Annotated in this window: 15 protein-coding genes and 1 pseudogene; 13 read left to right on the top strand and 3 right to left on the bottom strand. The window is 69.1% G+C overall.

All coding sequences use genetic code 11. The features are described from left to right. Positions 1-4: 4 nt before the first annotated feature. The 13 genes from ACWD3C_RS15025 (at position 5) to ACWD3C_RS14965 (ending at position 14,071) form a co-directional block, all read left to right on the top strand. The gene (locus ACWD3C_RS15025) at positions 5-529 is read left to right on the top strand and encodes a roadblock/LC7 domain-containing protein (RefSeq protein WP_451143860.1); all 525 of its coding nucleotides are present in this window, start codon (positions 5-7) and stop codon (positions 527-529) included. Beyond that, entirely contained in the window at positions 526-981 is a 456-nt protein-coding gene (locus tag ACWD3C_RS15020; protein WP_451143858.1) for a DUF742 domain-containing protein, read from the top strand. Before ACWD3C_RS15025 ends, ACWD3C_RS15020 begins: the two co-directional genes overlap by 4 nt. Beyond that, the gene (locus ACWD3C_RS15015; RefSeq protein WP_451143856.1) at positions 953-1,606 is read left to right on the top strand and encodes a GTP-binding protein; all 654 of its coding nucleotides are present in this window, start codon (positions 953-955) and stop codon (positions 1,604-1,606) included. Before ACWD3C_RS15020 ends, ACWD3C_RS15015 begins: the two co-directional genes overlap by 29 nt. Before the next feature lie 83 nt (positions 1,607-1,689). Then, a complete protein-coding gene (locus ACWD3C_RS15010; RefSeq protein ID WP_451143854.1) occupies positions 1,690-2,262 on the top strand; it encodes a GAF domain-containing protein in 573 nt (190 codons plus the stop codon). Between the two features lie 87 nt (positions 2,263-2,349). Continuing rightward, entirely contained in the window at positions 2,350-3,594 is a 1,245-nt protein-coding gene (locus ACWD3C_RS15005) for an acyl-CoA dehydrogenase family protein (RefSeq protein WP_451143852.1), read from the top strand. A 228-nt stretch (positions 3,595-3,822) separates the two neighbouring features. Further along, positions 3,823-4,659 carry a zinc-dependent metalloprotease gene (locus ACWD3C_RS15000; protein ID WP_451143850.1) on the top strand — a complete coding sequence of 279 codons (837 nt, stop codon included), beginning with the start codon at positions 3,823-3,825 and terminating at the stop codon, positions 4,657-4,659. Further along, positions 4,652-5,026: a hypothetical protein gene (locus tag ACWD3C_RS14995; protein ID WP_451143848.1), complete on the top strand. Its 375-nt coding sequence runs from the start codon at positions 4,652-4,654 to the stop codon at positions 5,024-5,026. Before ACWD3C_RS15000 ends, ACWD3C_RS14995 begins: the two co-directional genes overlap by 8 nt. Next, complete coding sequence (locus ACWD3C_RS14990) at positions 5,023-5,934, top strand: endonuclease/exonuclease/phosphatase family protein (protein ID WP_451143847.1); 912 nt, start codon at positions 5,023-5,025, stop codon at positions 5,932-5,934. The genes ACWD3C_RS14995 and ACWD3C_RS14990 overlap by 4 nt, the downstream gene beginning before the upstream one ends. A 225-nt stretch (positions 5,935-6,159) precedes the next feature. Next, positions 6,160-6,351: an FxLD family lanthipeptide gene (locus ACWD3C_RS14985; protein WP_451143845.1), complete on the top strand. Its 192-nt coding sequence runs from the start codon at positions 6,160-6,162 to the stop codon at positions 6,349-6,351. A gap of 63 nt (positions 6,352-6,414) precedes the next feature. Next, on the top strand, positions 6,415-9,537 hold the full coding sequence (locus tag ACWD3C_RS14980; protein ID WP_451143955.1) for a lantibiotic dehydratase: 3,123 nt from the start codon (positions 6,415-6,417) through the stop codon (positions 9,535-9,537). A 2-nt stretch (positions 9,538-9,539) separates the two neighbouring features. Then, positions 9,540-10,790 (top strand): lanthionine synthetase C family protein, encoded by a 1,251-nt coding sequence (locus ACWD3C_RS14975; RefSeq protein ID WP_451143843.1) that lies wholly within the window; start codon positions 9,540-9,542, stop codon positions 10,788-10,790. A 28-nt stretch (positions 10,791-10,818) separates the two neighbouring features. Beyond that, on the top strand, positions 10,819-12,933 hold the full coding sequence (fxlM, locus tag ACWD3C_RS14970) for a methyltransferase, FxLD system (RefSeq protein ID WP_451143841.1): 2,115 nt from the start codon (positions 10,819-10,821) through the stop codon (positions 12,931-12,933). Position 12,934: 1 nt separating this feature from the next. Further along, entirely contained in the window at positions 12,935-14,071 is a 1,137-nt protein-coding gene (locus tag ACWD3C_RS14965) for a hypothetical protein (protein WP_451143839.1), read from the top strand. 84 nt (positions 14,072-14,155) lie between these two features. Here ACWD3C_RS14965 and ACWD3C_RS14960 read toward each other — a convergent pair whose 3' ends face one another. The 3 genes and pseudogenes from ACWD3C_RS14960 to ACWD3C_RS14950 form a co-directional block, all read right to left on the bottom strand. Further along, positions 14,156-15,184 (bottom strand): hypothetical protein, encoded by a 1,029-nt coding sequence (locus ACWD3C_RS14960; protein WP_451143837.1) that lies wholly within the window; start codon positions 15,182-15,184, stop codon positions 14,156-14,158. Positions 15,185-15,239: 55 nt separating this feature from the next. Next, positions 15,240-15,410: pseudogene (locus tag ACWD3C_RS14955) on the bottom strand (IS256 family transposase); the annotation flags it as partial. A 10-nt stretch (positions 15,411-15,420) separates the two neighbouring features. Next, the gene (locus tag ACWD3C_RS14950) at positions 15,421-16,047 is read right to left on the bottom strand and encodes a DUF6461 domain-containing protein (protein WP_451143835.1); all 627 of its coding nucleotides are present in this window, start codon (positions 16,045-16,047) and stop codon (positions 15,421-15,423) included. Positions 16,048-16,054: the final 7 nt, after the last annotated feature.

Below are 16,054 nucleotides of genomic sequence, written 5' to 3'. Positions count from 1 at the left end.
CATCATGACCACCCCTGACATGACCAGCGAGAACAGCGACCCCCATGCACGCGTGCTTCCCCCCGACACGGGCGAACCGAGAGAGAGCATGACCTGGCTGCTGAAGGAATTCGCCTCCAGCGTCCCGGGCGTCACGCACGTTTTGCTGCTGTCACGGGACGGCCTGAGGCTTCTGGACAGCGACATGTACCCGGACTGGGCGGACAAGCTGGCCGCCGGGTTCTCGGGCATCGCCTCGCTGACCGCGAACATCCCCGGGCCGGGCAACGCCAAGGTGTCTCCGCAGCAGATCATCATCGAGCGGGAGGACGCCTTGTTCTTCCTCCAGAGCGCGGGCACCAGCCGCGCCTTCGAGGACCACCCCGGCAACACGCGGGGCGAGGTCGACACCGTGCTCGCTGTGCTCGCCCGGCCCGACGCCGACGTAGGCACCGTTGGATACGAAATGGGCCGCCTCGTAGGCCAGTTCGCCCCGTACATGGCCATCCCGGTCCGTGCCGACGCCATCGAGGGCGACGACGTCCGGTGAACCTCCACAGTCGGCGTCCACCGTCAGCAGCGGGACCGGACGCGGCGGGAGACGAACAGACGTCCGAGTTCGTGCGGACCTACACGTTGACCAAGGGGCGGACGCGTCCGCGCTACCTGCTGGGTCTGGACACGGTGCTGGAGGCGGGCCCTGGCAGACCCGGCCCGGGGCAGCCCGAGGAGTGCGGGCAGATCGTGGCCCTGTGCCGGCTGCGGCGGCGCTCGGTCGCCGAACTGGCGGGCACCATCGGCCGCCCGGTGACCCCCGTCATGGTTCTGATCTCGGATCTGCTGGACGCCGACGCCCTCGTGGTGCCCCCCGTCACCGCCGCCTACACGACATCGCCCGGTTCCCCGGACGATCCGCGCCCGCCCCGACAGCTTCTGGAGGCAGTCAGTGTCGGTCTCAGGAAGAAGTGGCCCGATGCCGTCCCGTACCGCCGGGTCGGCTGACCCGGCTGTGCCGGCCGACGACGAGCGGGCCGGCGGCCCGACAGTCCTGAAGATCCTGATCGCCGGAGGGTTCGGAGTCGGCAAGACGACGTGTGTGCGCTCCGTCAGCGAGATCGAGCCGCTGACCACCGAGGAGTACCTGACCGAGGCGGGCGCCTTCACCGACAGCGTGGAGGGCGTAGCGGAGAAGTCGACCACGACGGTGGCCTTCGACTTCGGCCGCCTCACCCTGGACGACCCGCAGGACCTGGAACTGTTCCTGTTCGGCACGCCCGGCCAGGACCGGTTCGTCGACCTCTGGTACGACCTGTCCAGCGGAGCGGTCGGCGCCGTCGTCCTGGCCGACACCCGGCGCCTGGACACCAGCTTCGCCGCGGTCACCTTCTTCGAGCACATCGGTCTGCCGTTCGTCGTCGCCATCAACGAATTCGCCGACGCCTACCGCTACCCCGAACACAAGATCCGCGACGCCTTCGACCTGGACCCGCGCATCCCCGTGGTGGCCTGCGACGCCCGGGTCCCCGCCTCGGTCGCCGGGGTCCTGCTCACCCTCGTCGACCACGCCCTGTCCCGCACCCCGACCGGCCCCATCCACCCGGCCAACTCCACACTCCTGGACGCCTGATGACACATGACCTCCATGCCCCGATCCCATCGGCCGTCAGCGGCCCCCCGCCCCGCCGGCTGCCCGTGGAAGCAGAGCCCGGGGTGATCGTCCCGCCCCACGGAGCGATCCGTACGGGCAGCGAAACCGTCAGCGGCTCCGACGCCCAGGAGCTGGCCGAGCTGGCCGCCCGCACCCGGCTCATGCAGCAGCTGGGCATCCCCACGGGCCCGCACCCCCTCTTCGACGAGTTCGCCACCGAGATGGCAACCCGGACCGGCTTCCTGTACGGGTTCATCAACCTCTTCCTGGCCAAGCAGACCTTCATCGGCCTGCACAACCCCCCAGCGGACAGCGGCCACATCATCGTCGGCCGCACTCTGGGACGCGAGCACGGCTGGTGCCCCGAAGTCGTTCAGCGCCAAAAGGCCCTGCCGCTGTACGACGTCCACGCCAGCCCCCGCTTCAGCGGCAACCACGTCGTCGACACGATCGGCATCCGCTCGTACTTCGGCGCGCCCCTGATCCACGACGAGACCGGCATCGTGCTGGGCACCGTGTGCGTCACCGACATCGACAAGCGCCCCGTCAGCGACGCCCGCCGCCTCAGAGACCTTGTCATCGACACCGGCGAGACGGTCATGCAGGCCATCACCACCGGCGCCCTCACCCCCTGACCTCTCCGCTCCGCCACCCGGGAGACCCATTCCGCGGATCCGGCCGCACTCCGCCTTGCGACCCCTGCCAGGGAAAGGGAGACGACCATGTCCACTACACCGCCCACCGCACTCAGCCCTTATCTCAACCCCGGCCACGAACGGCTGTGGCAGGAGGCCGACGCCTTCGCCGCCGAGCACGTCGCCCCGCGCGTGAAGAGCATGGAAGCCTCACCCCGCACGGTGGAACGCCAACTCCCGCAGCGCATGGCCGAGCGGCGCTGGTTCGCGGTGACGGTCCCGCAGGAGTACGGAGGTATGGGCGCCGGCCACGTCGCCAAGACGATCCTGATCCACCGCATCGCCACGGTGTCCGCGGCCGCCGCCGCGATCCTCCAGGCCAGCCTCATCCCCGTCGCCGCCCTGCTGCACTTCGGCACGCACCAGCAGAAGACGCGCTGGCTCCCGCAGGTCGCCGACGGCTCGGTGCTGTTCTCGATCGCCGCCACCGAACCGGAGACGGGCGGCCACATCGGAGGCATGGAGACCGTCGCCGAGAAGGACGGCAACGAGTGGCTGATCACCGGCAGCAAGGTCCACATCGGCAACAGCCACATCGCCGGTGTACACGTCGTCATCGCCCGCACCGCACCGCCCGGAGTGACCGCGTCGCAGGCCCTGACCGCCTTCCTGATCGAGCACGACCGCAAGGGACTGAGCGTCGAGCGCCACCGCCCCGGACTCGGGCTGCACGGCTTCTCCGTCGGCCGCCTCGACCTCGACCGCGTGCGCATACCCACGGCCAACGTGCTCGGCGACATCGGCCAGGGCATGAGTGTCGGCCAGTGCAGCAGCATCCTGTACGGCCGGCCCAACCTGTGCGCCGTCAGCCTCGGTCTCCACGAAGCCTTCGTGAAGACCACCGCCCGCTACCTGAAGAACCGCCCCCGCTACAACGGCACCCTGTCCGACCTGCCGGTCCTCCGCGACCGTCTCGGGGAGATGGAGTCCCGGCTCAGAGCCGCCCGCGTCCTCGCCTACCAGGCCGTGCACCTGCTCGACCACAAACTGCCCTGCGACCACGACCTCATCAACTCGAAGTACCGCGGAGACCAACTGGCCGTCGAGTCAGGGCGCGACGCCATGGAGCTGCACGGCGCCCGCGCCCTGGACGCCGACTATCCGCTCCAGCGCCTGTGGCGGGACATCCAGCACACCTACCCGCCCGCCGGGACCGGTGAGTTCCAGCGCATTCGCCTCGCCGAGGCCGCCCTCCACGAAGACACCATCCAATGGTCCGAACGACTGGCCGCCGAAGCCTCATGGGCCCGCCCGGAGGGCCTGACCGCCTGACTCCCGCGCACGGCAGCCCCGTTGTCATCCACTGCCGCGCGCGGGTCCACCCCCGTCGTCGAGACAAAGCCCGAACTCCCCACTCGGCGACGGGGGCACAAACCCCCTTCGCTCCCCGGGACATGACGGTGGCCGGGGAGCGAAGGGCCGACGAAGCCGACGACTGGCCGTCTCCGAAGCACACCGCGGAGACGGCCACTCCAACCAACTCTCTGGACAGGACCATCAGTGACCCAGCCCCACTTCACCGTTCTTGACGACACCCGCGGCCATCCCGACCTGGCCGAGCAGATCTCCGGGATCCTTCACCGGGTGGCGCCGATGGTGAAGGAGCTCACCGACCTTCCCCTCCCCTCGGAGGTCCGCTTCCGCCTGCTGACCCCGAAGGCATGGCGGGACGAGTTCCGGATGAACCAAGAACGCATCCTGGCCCGCGACATCGCCGACCTGGAGCTGACCTCACAGGAGATCGACGCTGCCCGCGGTGGACTCAAGATCATGGGATTCGTCCCGGTACTGGTCTGGCCCCTGATGCTCGCCAACACTCTGGCGGCCGCCGACGGCCGACGCGAGACGATCCTCGCTCCGAGGGCCCTGCGTCACGGCGGACTGCTGGCCGATGAACCGGCTCTCCATCAGGTCGTCGCGCATGAGCTGGTCCACCAGGTGCAGGCCGATGCGCGCAGCGGCACGGTCTGGAAGACCTTCTTTCCCCAGAAGCGAGGGATCACGCCGCGTGGCGTCTCGGCTGTCCTCGAAGGACACGCCGACTGGGCCGACCGGCAAGTGACTACACGCCTGTTCGGCACACCGGCCGATCACCGACAATCACCGAAGACCCTGCGCTATCGGCTCCACAACCGTCTGCCCGGCATCCGCCGCCTCGGCCCCAGCCGCGCGGCATACGAGCAGGGATCCCGCCTCATCGCACACGCTGTTGAGGCACACGGCACCGGCCTCGTCAACCAGGTCTGGAAGGACGTCACCCTCCTTCCCACCGACGAGGAGATCGCCGACCCCGACACCTGGATCCGCCGTATCGATCGGGGGTTCCTCCGTGCGTGATCTCCTCGCTCGGCCCGCAGAGATCCAGCAACTCCGCCCTCCCACTGCCGAGGCTCCGGCGGACCATCTCGATCGCGGAAACCGTACGGACCGCATCACAGCCCTCGTGCTGTCTCTGCTGTTCGACCTGACGCAGCAATCCGCTCGCTTCAGCTCCGGCATCGCCCCGTGGGGGCAACTCTCCCTGTACGACACCGACGACTTCGCCCCCTTCATGGCTGAAGGCTCGGTGCAGAGGGCGAGCGGTGCCTTCGTGCGTGCCGCCTGGACGGCCGACCTTTCACACCAACTCCCGAGGAGAAACGTCGTGATTGAGCCCGACGACAACATCCGGGCCGCCCTGTCTGGAAAGAAGGCCCCGGCATGAGCAGGCAGATCACCCTGCTGTCCTGGAACTTCGAGAACAACGGCGGCGGCGACGCGACGAAGCGCCTTCGAGCACACGAGAGGCTGGTCCGCCTGAACCCGCACTTGGTGTTCCGCCAGGAGATGTGGAAGGCGGATGCCGACGGCAACGCGATCCTGTACCAGCTGGAGGACGTGCTGGGACTGCGCGGCTGGCTCGGTCCGGAGGCGTGCACCGCGATCTTCGCCGACCCGCGCCTCTTCCAGCCGGTGCGTGAGTGGCCGAAGACAGGGCCCATGTGGGTGCTGCCGCCCACGGCGCTGACCATGCGCTTCCTGCCTGCAGGAGCCGAGGCGACGCCATTGGCCCTGGCTTCCTACCACCTGAACTACGCGTCCGGGACGAACCGAGTCGCCGAGACGGAATGGCTGTCCACCTGGGCAGACAAGAAGTGGACCACACCGGACGGCGAAACCATACGGATGCCGTGCATCGCCGCAGGCGACAACAACAGCTACCCGGCCCCCGGTGTCGCGGGCGACCCGGCGCTTCCGCTGCTGGAGAAGATCAACGACCGGCCACACCGCCTGCACCGCTCGTACGTGGGTCCGGACGGCACCCGGGTGATGGACACCCGCCCGGACGAGACGCTGCGCACCGCCGGCCTGGAGGACGTGGCCCGCCACTGGGCCGTCAAACACAGCGACCGTACGGCGGTCGCCCGTACGGTCAACGGCTGCGAGACACACGGTCCGGACTCCCGCATCGACCGCGTCTACACCTCCACCGACCTCCTGAGCGCGGTGATCGGTGTCGATGTGATCGAGGTACCCGAAGACGAATCCGACCACCACATCGTCCGGGTCACGCTCGACGCCGACAGCCTCTCGGACGTGCTCAATCAGCAAGCGGTTGAGACCGCGGCCTGACAGACGCCCGCCTCCGTGAACCGGTCGCGTCGAGCCCGGTTTACGGGGGCGGGGCGAGAACGCCGTCCCGGGAAAAGCAGCCTCCTACCCCTCTGCTCATGCGGGGCAAGGCGCCTCGGGCCGGTGGCCGGGGAACGCCGGTACGACGTAGCTGGTCGGCTACGCGCTCGGCGGGACCTGGTCGTCAGCAAGACGACATGTAACTCCGACAGAAGGGTTCTTCCCATGAGCGCAACCACCGTGCAGGACACGCCCCAGGCGGCGGACGGAGCCGTAGGAGACCCGATCGACAGGGACCCGTTCGACCTGGACATCGACGTCCTGGAGCTGGGCGGCGGGACCGTCCCGCTGATCACCCTGACCGACGACGGCTGCAACCCCTCGTGCCCGGACTCCTGTGCCACGAACGTGGCCTGATCGTCTCGGTGCACGGTGGCGGCCCGCACAAAGCCGCGGGCCGCCACCACCCGCAGGGATCTCATGGCGATGGGGAATCGAGTGGTGGAGAAGGATCAGCAGTTGTATCGGTGCGCAGGCATCGGGTTGTTGAGGTCCAGCGCCCACGCGGAAGCGGAGCTGCCGGACTGGCCTGAAGTGCCCGTCGATTCGCGGGAGCACGCTGAGGCTTGGACGGCATGGCTGGGGGAGGCCTGGAAGCCCGGCACCGTCCGCGATGCGATCGAGCAGGCCAGCCCGGACCTCGCTCGGCAGGTCGGCGCCGTGCTCACGGCAGGGGCGAGAGACGTCCGCCAGGTGCGGCGCACGTCTGTGTCGGTTGCCAGGTACGTGCAGCGGATGAGAGGCAGAAGTACCCCGTTCGGTCTGTTTGCCGGAGTCTCCGCTGTCGCTTTCGGTTCAGAAACGGCCGTACGTTTCGGTACGGACCACCGTGCCGTGGCCATGGCCGACGCCTCCTGGCTGGTCCGCGTCGTCGCTGAACTGGAGTCCTGCCGCGACCTTCTCGTCCGGCTGCCCGTCATGGTGAACACTGCTGTCTTCGTGCGCGGTGATCGCCTCGTTGTGCCGCACCCGCCACGCCCTCACGGGGAGACTGGCCCGGCACTGGCCGAGGTGTCCGTACGTCACACGCAGGCGGTCCGAACCGCGGTGGCCCAGGCCCAAGCCCCCATCCGCTTCGACGCCCTGGCAGACAAGCTCGCGACCGAGTTCCCCACGACACCGGCTCCGACCATCGAGCGGATGCTGGTCGCCCTGGTCAAGCAGCACGTTCTCATCACCTCCCTGCAGGCGCACTCGGGGATCGGCGACGCCTTCGGACACGTGCTGGAGCAGCTGGAGATCGCGGGCGCTGACGGGATCGTCGAGGTGGCGCCACTGGTCAGCAAGCTGCGCGAGACCCGCATGTTGCTGGACCTCCACAACGGGGGTGACGCGGCCATGGACGCCCGGACCATCCGTGCGGCCGCGATCAGGAACATGACGATCTTGGCCCCAGACGTGCGACGCCCCCTGGCGGTGGACCTGCTGGTCGACTGCTCGCTCACCTTGCCGTGCGAGGTGGCGAAAGAGGCGGAAACTGCCGCCAGCGTGCTCACGCGCCTGAGCCTGTACCCGTTCGGCACCCCGGCATGGGCGGATTACTTCACACGGTTCTTCGCACGGTACGGAGTCGGCTCGCCCGTGCCGCTGCTGGACCTCGTAGATCCGGATGTCGGGCTCGGCCTGCCTGCCGGATACCTGGGTGGTGAGCCCGAGCCGCGCGAGCCCCTCTCAGCCCGCCATCGGCGGCTCCTCGCGATGGCGCAGGGGGCGGCATTGGACGGGCGCCGTGAGATCGAGTTGGACGAGCGGCTGGTGAGCGAACTCGCCATGGCCGACCAGGACCGGGTGCAGGTCCCGCCGCACATGGAGCTGTGCTTCCAACTCACGGCCCCCTCGCCCGCCGCCCTCAACCGCGGGGACCTCGAACTGTGGGTGGTCAGCGCCTCGCGGGCGGCCGGCACCATGTCCGGCCGGTTCCTCGGCCTGCTGAAGCGGCCGGACCGCGAGCAGATAGCCACAGTGTTCGACCAGCTCACGGTCGCCGACCCGGAGGCGCTGCCGGTGCAGGTGTCCTTTCCGCCGCTCGAACCGACGAACGCGCACGTCGCTCGGGCGCCCGACATGCTGTCCGACCTGATCAGCGTGGGCGAACACCGCGCGCCGGACAGCCGTGTCATCCCGCTTCAGGACCTGGCGGTGCAGTGCACCAAGGACCGGTTGTTCCTGGTCTCGCTGTCCCGTGGACGCCGACTGTCCCCCACGATGCTGCACGCCCTGGACCTGAGGGCCCACACCCCTCCGCTGGTGCGGTTCCTCGTCGAGGTGGCCAGGGCCCAGCACGCGGTGGTCACCGGATTCGACTGGGGCCCGGCACTTCACCTTCCGTACCTGCCGCGCCTGCGCTACGGGCGAACCGTCCTGGCCCCGGCCCGCTGGCGGCTGGAAGCCACCGACCTTCCAGGCAGCGATGCCTCGTGGGACGAGTGGAGCGAAGCGGTGGTCGAGTGGCGGGAACGGCGACGCCTGGCGTCCACTGTCTTCCTCGCCGAGGGTGACCACCGCCTGAAGCTCGACCTCGACCAGACCGCCCACCTTGTGCTGCTCCGGGCGCACCAGGTCAACGCCGGGTCCGCCATCCTCATCGAGGCCCCGACAGACCCCGCCCAGGGCTGGTTCGGCGGACGCCCCCACGAGATCGTGACCACGATGACGGCCGTCCGGCCGCCTGCGCCGCCACTCCCAACAGCCAAGCCGCGCAGGCCAGTCGAACGCGACCACGGCCACCTCCCCGGCTCGCCGCCCTGGCTGCACGCCAAGCTGTACGGTCACCCCGACCGGCTTCCCCATCTCGTGGCCCGGCACCTGCCGGAGCTGTTCGCCGCGTGGGACGCGCCACCGCGGTGGTGGTTCACGCGATTCCGTGACCCGCAGTGGCACATGAGGCTGCGGATCGCCGTAACCGACATGGCCGAGTTCGGCATCGCGGCACAGCGCATCAACACATGGGCTGGCAGCCTGCGTCAGCAAGGGCTGCTGAGCGACATGCAGTTCGCGAGCAGTCACCCGGAGACCGGCCGCTGGGGGAGCGGCTCGGCGTTGGCCGCGGCCGAGGACGTCTTCGTCGCCGACTCCGCCGCTCTGGCCACCCAGTTCACGGTGCCGGACCGGCCACCTGCGCAGGTCCTCGCCGCCATCCACTTCGTATCGATCGCGTGCGACTTCACCGGCAGCACCCAGGCCGGTATGACCTGGCTGCTCGAACATGCCCGTGGTGCAGTTGCCCGGCCGATGGACCGGACCCTGCTCAAGACCGCCGTACGCCTCGCCGACCCCGCCGACGCCTGGAGCGCGCTGAAGGCGGTACCAGGGGGCCCGGCCATCGCTGCGGCGTGGACCGCACGGCGTCAAGCCCTGGCCCGGTACCGCGAGGAGTTGGCCCGCGGTGAGGAACTGCAGCTGGACGCGGTCCTCGACTCTCTCCTGCACGCTCACCACATCCGGGCTCTGGGCATCGACCGGGACAGCGAGGCGGCCTGCCGTCGGCTCGCCCGTGCCGTCGCGCTCTCGTGGCGGGCCCGCACCGTGGAAGAGGGAGGATGACCATGCCCCCGGAAGCAGCTGAACAGATCGCCGCAGCCGTCGCCGACCGGCTGGCCACGCCATCCACCGCCCGGCACCTCGGCCTTCCGCAGGGCTGGCACCCGCAGTCCCTCGCCTACGGGGCCGCGGGAGTCGCACTGCTGCACGTTGAGCTTGCCCGCACGGGCCTGGGGCCATGGCAGCGCGCCCACGACTGGCTCACCTGCGCAGCCGCAGGACAGATCGAGTCCTGGGAGGACAGCCACCTCCACTACGGCGTCCCGGCGGTCGCCTTCGCCCTGAACGCGGCAGCCGACCGCCCAGGCCAGTACGCCCGAGCCCTGGACACGCTGGACCGCAACATCGCCAAAACGACGCGGCATCGCCTGGAACGCGCCCACGCCCGGATAGACGCAGCCGCACATCCAGCTCTCGCGGAGTTCGACAGCATCCGGGGCCTGTCCGGCATCGGCGCGTACCTGTTGAGACGCCCAGTGCACGCAGACCTCCTGCGCGACGTCCTCGCCTATCTGGTGCGTCTGACCGAGCCGCTGAAGGGCGACGCCGAGCTGCTGCCGGGCTGGTGGAGCGACCTCGCTCCTTCCGGAGTGCCCTCCCCGAACTACCCGGGAGGGCACTCCAACCACGGCATGGCCCACGGCATCGGCGGTCCGCTCGCGCTGCTCGCCCTCGCCGCCCGCAACGGCATCTTCGTGAGCGGCCATCTCTCCGCGATCGAACGGATCTGTGCCTGGTTCGACCGTTGGCGGCAGCACAGCCCAGTCGGTCCCTGGTGGCCACACCTGGTCACCCGCGCCCAGTACCGCGGCGAACGACCACTCGCCGTACATCCCTCCAGGCCCTCCTGGTGCTACGGCACTGCCGGGCACGCGCGAGCACAGCAACTCGCCGCCCTGGCCATCGGCGACACCGAACGACAGCAGGCCGCCGAAGGGGCACTCGTCAGGGCACTCACGGACCCCGGACAACTCGCGGCAACGACCGACCGAAGCCTGTGCCACGGATACGCCGGCATGGCCCACATCGCCGCACAAACAGCGGCCGACGCGCTCACCCAGGACCTCCCCGCCCGCATTCCGCACCTCCTCGAAGAGATCGGAACCGCCCCGGACACCGTGGCCGCCGCCCTCACCCAAGCCGACGGTGGGGACATCGGACTCCTGGAAGGGGGAGCCGGCGTCGCGCTGGCCCTGCTCGCCGTCGGCACCGGCGCTCCGCTCTCCGGCTGGGACGCATTCCTCCTCATCAACTGACACCTGGCGCCCCAAGGAAGGCAACACCATGCAGCCCACGCAGCACTGGCCGCAGTACGGAATCGAGTGCACCGATCAGCACGCCGCCGAGCGACTGGCCGCCGAAGGCCTCCACCCCGAGCTGACGGCGCTGGTCGTCGACGGCGCGATCATCTCTTGGTGGTTCATCCGCAAGCCTCCCGGCCTTCGGCTCCGCTACCTCCCCGCGGACGGCCGCGCACACCGACACCTCGAAACGCTTCTCGACGCATTGACCACCGAAGGCCAGATCACCGGATGGACCCCGGGCATCTACGAACCGGAGGTCCACGCCTTCGGCGGCCCCGCCGGGATGGACATCGCCCACGAACTGTTCCAGCACGACAGCCGCAACGTTCTCGACCACCTGGCCCGCTCGCAATCCGCCGAAGGGACCGAACTCGGCGTGCGCGAGCTGGGAATCCTGTTGCCCAGCGTGCTCATGAGGAGCGCGGGACTGGACTGGTACGAGCAGGGCGACGTCTGGGCCCGCGTCGCCGACGAACGACCGCCCAGGAAAACCGCACCCATCTCCGAACGACTGAAGAAGGCCGTACGCCGCCTGATGACCGTCGACGTCGGACCGACGAGCAACCTGGTCAACGGCGGACCACTCGCGTCACTCGCCGACTGGATCGCCGCATTCGAGCAGACCGGCCGGCAGCTCGCAGACCTCAGCTGGCGCGGCGTCCTGGAACGCGGCCTGCGAGCGGTCATAGCCCACCACGTGATCTTCCAATGGAACCGTCTGGGCCTGTCGGCCGCAGACCAGAGCATCTTGTCAACCCTGGCGAAACAGACCGTCATGGGAACGAGGGACGGCGCCGCGTTGGCACCGAGGACCAGCAAAACCAGCACTAGCCTCAACGAAGTGAGCACTCAAATGACCGACGACACCCGTACCGCCGAACACCTCCGCGGAGAGCTGGCCGACCGGCTGCGCGCACAGGGCACAGTGACCACTGATGCGGTAGACGCGGCCGTACGGACCGTGCCCCGCGACGTGTTCGTTCGCCAGTTCAAGCCCGATGCCTCCCTGGAGGAGTCGTATGCAGACCGGCCCGTCCACACGAAGTTCGACGACGCGGGCGTCTCCATCAGCGCGGTCTCGCAGCCCACGGTGAACGGGCTGATGCTCGAACTCACCGATGCCCGCAAGGGCATGCGGGTCCAGGAGGCTGGCGCTGGCAGTGGCCTGTTCGCCTCCTACCTCGGGCACCTGGTCGGCCCCGACGGGCACGTCTTCACGCTCGACGTGGACCAGGACCTTGTCGACGGGGCCCGCGCTGCCATCGACAAGGCCGGGGTGCGCAACGTGACCGTCCTCCTCGGTGACGGCGCGGTCGGACACTCGGGCGGTGCTCTCTACGACCGGATCGTGGCCACCGTCGGTGCTCACGGCATCCCCCAGGCGTGGCTGGACCAGCTCACACCTGACGGCCGTCTCATCGTGCCGATGCGACTGCGCGGCAGCGTCTCACGTGCCGTCGCCTTCGAGCGGAACGACGCAGGCCACTGGCGAAGCGTCCGCAGCGAGATGTGCACGTTCATGCCGCTGCGAGCCGGAGTGGCCGACGATCCTCGCCGCCTCGTCTCGCTGACCGACGACGGTGCCGTCGTGCTCCAGTTCAATGAGGAGCAGCAGGCTGACGAGGCTGCCCTGAGCGGGGTGCTCGAACAGCCGGGCACCGAGGCGTGGTCGGGCGTGACATTCCGGGGACCGGAATCCCCGGAGTTCATGTGGCTGTGGTTGTCCTGCACCCTGGACAACGCCCTGAGCCGGATGGAAGTCGATCGCAAGGCCATCGGAGTCGGCCGGCTCAGGGAGGGTTTCCGTCCCATGGCGGCGGCGGAGCACGGCAGCGTCGCCTACCTGACCCTGCGCAAAGCCGACACGGACCAGGACGGCAACCAGCTCTACGAGGCCGGAGCCGTCGGCCACGGCCCAGCGGGCAAGGAGCTGGCCGACCGGGTGACCGAGGAGATGCGCATCTGGGACCGCGGTTTCCGAGGCCGGGATGTGGCGTTCGAGATCCAGCCGCTCGACGCCGCCCCGCTTTCCTCGAAGCCGGGCCGTTTCGCCCTCGACAACCCGATCAACCGGGTCGTCATCGAGTGGCAGTGAGATGGACGTCGGCCCGATAGTCCGGCGGTTCCCTCTGGTCGCCCGCCCTCGGCCCGCTTGCGCTCCTCTTGCCGAGCGGGTCCGGGAGATCGGCGCCCTGGCGCGACAGGCCGAACACACTGGCCGTCTGTCACTGGCTGCCGCGGCATTCAACAAAGCCGCGCTCCTCGCCAGCGACTGTGGGCTCCCTGAGCTGGCCCGCACTCTGTGCTGGCGACACTCCGAGGCGTACCTGCGCACCCAGCCACTGGATGCGAAGGTCGCCCGGTACGGTCTTGAACCCCTGGTCAACCTGGCCCGGCTTCTGATCCGCTCCGGCGACGGCGCAGCCGCACACGACCTCCTCGACACACTGTTCCACGCGGTGAAGTCCCGGTCAGATGCCGTGATCGACGGGCGCGCGGTGTCGTTCGAGCACATCAGCGGGCCAGAGGATGACCATCGAGAGCTGCACCAGTGGCTATGGGCCGTACTACTGGCCGACGGAGCCCGCGCCTTGGCCGGCGTCGACCGGTGGACGGATGCCCTCGCCCACCTTCAGAGGCACAAGGGGATCGGCAAGCGGATGCTCGACGGCCGCCAGGTCGCGGTGATCGCCAGGCTCATGGCAGGCGAAGCGTCCGAAGCCGTGCCTTTCCTGGCGGAGACCGCGCCGGGCGAGCCCTGGGAGAACGCGGTGACGGCCTGCCTGGACATGATCTCCCGGCGGCAGGCCGCCCTGCCGGTCAGCGGACATCTCACCGCGATGCTGGACCACTATCAACAGCTCGACCGCACTCCGGATCTGGCCGTCTTCCACACCCGGCTGGGTCTCTGCGTCATCGATGTCGCCAGTGACGTCGACCCATCCGCTACGCATCGCGCCGCGGCGGAACTCATTGATCAGACGGTGGCGACGGGCGACGGATACGCGGCCCGCGACGTGCTCGCTCACACCGGATGTTCCAGCCTCCTGACGAGTCTCCAAGCCGAACAGCTCGGCCACGTGGTGGAAGCCTGCGCGCTCGGCCGGGGCGGCATTCCGGCAGAAATTCGGGCCGACCTGATGGCTGCGCTCGACATCAGCGAGGGGGAGCTCCGACGCACGCTGGTCGAAGTTGACACACCCGCTGACAGCCTCATGCAAGATCGAGGTTAGGCAATCAGTCCGTCGTATGAGGCGGAACCGAAGGCCGTCGCGGGGGCCGAGGAGATCTGGCCGGCGGCCCAGATCTTCGAGTAATCAAGACTTGTGGATTGCTCGATCTGTCTGCTGCGATGAGGACTCGCCAGGCCCCGGCTTCGACGTCAGGGCCTCGGCAAGGCGGTCGACGCCGAATCCGCTGATCAGTAGGCGTTCTTTACGGTTACCGGTGAGCAGTTGGCTCCATTGAACGAAGCCGCCGTCGCCGACTTCCAGCTGGTGGCCTCCGATGCTGGTGTAGATCTTGAAGCAGATGCCGGTGTAGTAGCCGCGTCCGGTGGCCCGGTCGGGGTCCTCGGATACCTCTGCTCCTGGCAGCCCGGCGAGGCTGTGGCGTATCCGTTCGAGGGTCGGACCAGTCGCGTCCTCCAGAAAGGTCAGTCTGATCTGTGTGTCCTGTGCCCCGATGTCGGCCATGACCTGGGCGGCGAACTGCAGGTGCTCGGCCAGGTGCCGGTGCTCAAAGAGTCGGTTGCCGGTGTCTCGGCCGGCGGTCACCAGACCGAAGAGCTGGAAGTGGGCGAGGTTCCTCGGACCGTTGAAGCTCTGGGCACGCGCCACTCGCTGGCTGGCCGCCAGCCGGACCGGCGCGTGCGAACGCGGATGGGCGGCCAGGGCCACGGAGCGCCGGTGCGATGCCTCCAGCGCCAGTGCGTTCGTCGGATCGGCGGCCACCTCGCTGCCCCGGACAGTCGCGATCACCTTGCGCGGATCGACGGTCGCCACGGCCGAATGCGCGGCCAGCGGCACGACCGGGGCGAGCACGAGGACCTCGAAGTTGTCGGGTAACGCCGACAGCAACGCGTCCTCGGTGCGGCGCAGTGCGGCGAACTCGACCGGCGCTGGGGCCACGAACCGATCGCTGCGATAGCGCCGCATCACCTCGGCCGGCGAGAGCCGGTCCGCCCGGCGCCGGAACACCTCCAGCAGCAGCGTGGTCAGATCCGCGCCCGACATCCCGCTGGCCAGCAGTTCCAACAGTTCCGGGCCGTCGGCCCGGGCCAGAACCCGACGCAACGCCGGGTTGACCGGGATGTCTCCGGTGACGTTATCGCGTGTCATGAACATCGAGTATCACGGTTCGGGATTCAGCTGGACCAGTGAGTTTCTGACACTTCGACGGTCATGCCACCGCAGGCTCAGGGCGCTCGACCAGGACGCCGTTCTCGAACCGGGCGCCCGCACGGACCAGGGGCACCAGGTGGGCTCCGGTGACTGACTGCCAGCGGGCCTGGGCGGACTCGACGAGCTTGAACACCGCGAGGGCTGCGGCCGGGCTGCCGGCGCCGCGGGTGCCCTGTGACTCATCGGCCGGTCGTCGACAATCCCGCCGCTGGCAGCCGCTGCCCCTCGGAGTCCTTCGGCACCCACAGCCCGAACCGGCTCTCCAGATACTCCAGCACCTGCGGTGAACTCATGCCCTCGCTCTCCGACGGCCAGCCGAACGCCGCCGGATCGGCGCCGTCGTCGTACGCGGGCATCCCGGGGTCGAAGGACGACAGCATGCGCCCGTCGACCGCGTACTCCACCCGCTGCACGGCATTCACGTCCCGGCTGGCCGCGATGACCCGGGTATCCCGGGAGAGTTCGGGAAGGTAGCCGCGGGAGGATACATACGACGTGGAGGCCTGGATCGCGAAGGACCAGCCCTCGATCGCCCCGGCCCGGATCACGGCGTCCGTCTCGCGTCGTAGGAAACCCCGTTCCTCCACCGCCTCCACATCCAGGTCGTCCAGGTGGTCAAGGTCGTACGGCTCGTCCGCCGCGTTGCGGACCTCGATCTCCTGGGCCTCGGTTCGGGTGAGCGGGAAGACGGACTCGCGCCGGGCGCCGAGTCGCTGAAGCACCTCCTCCGGTGTGAGGTCCTCGCAGAAGATGAGGCTGTAACCGAAGGGGTACGCCTCGAACACCCAGCGGAGTCCGTCGGTCATTCCGTCA

The organism is Streptomyces sp. NPDC002845 (assembly GCF_053591955.1).
The sequence above is the reverse complement of the archived record's forward strand: the minus strand, read 5'-3'. Positions and strand labels throughout refer to the sequence as shown.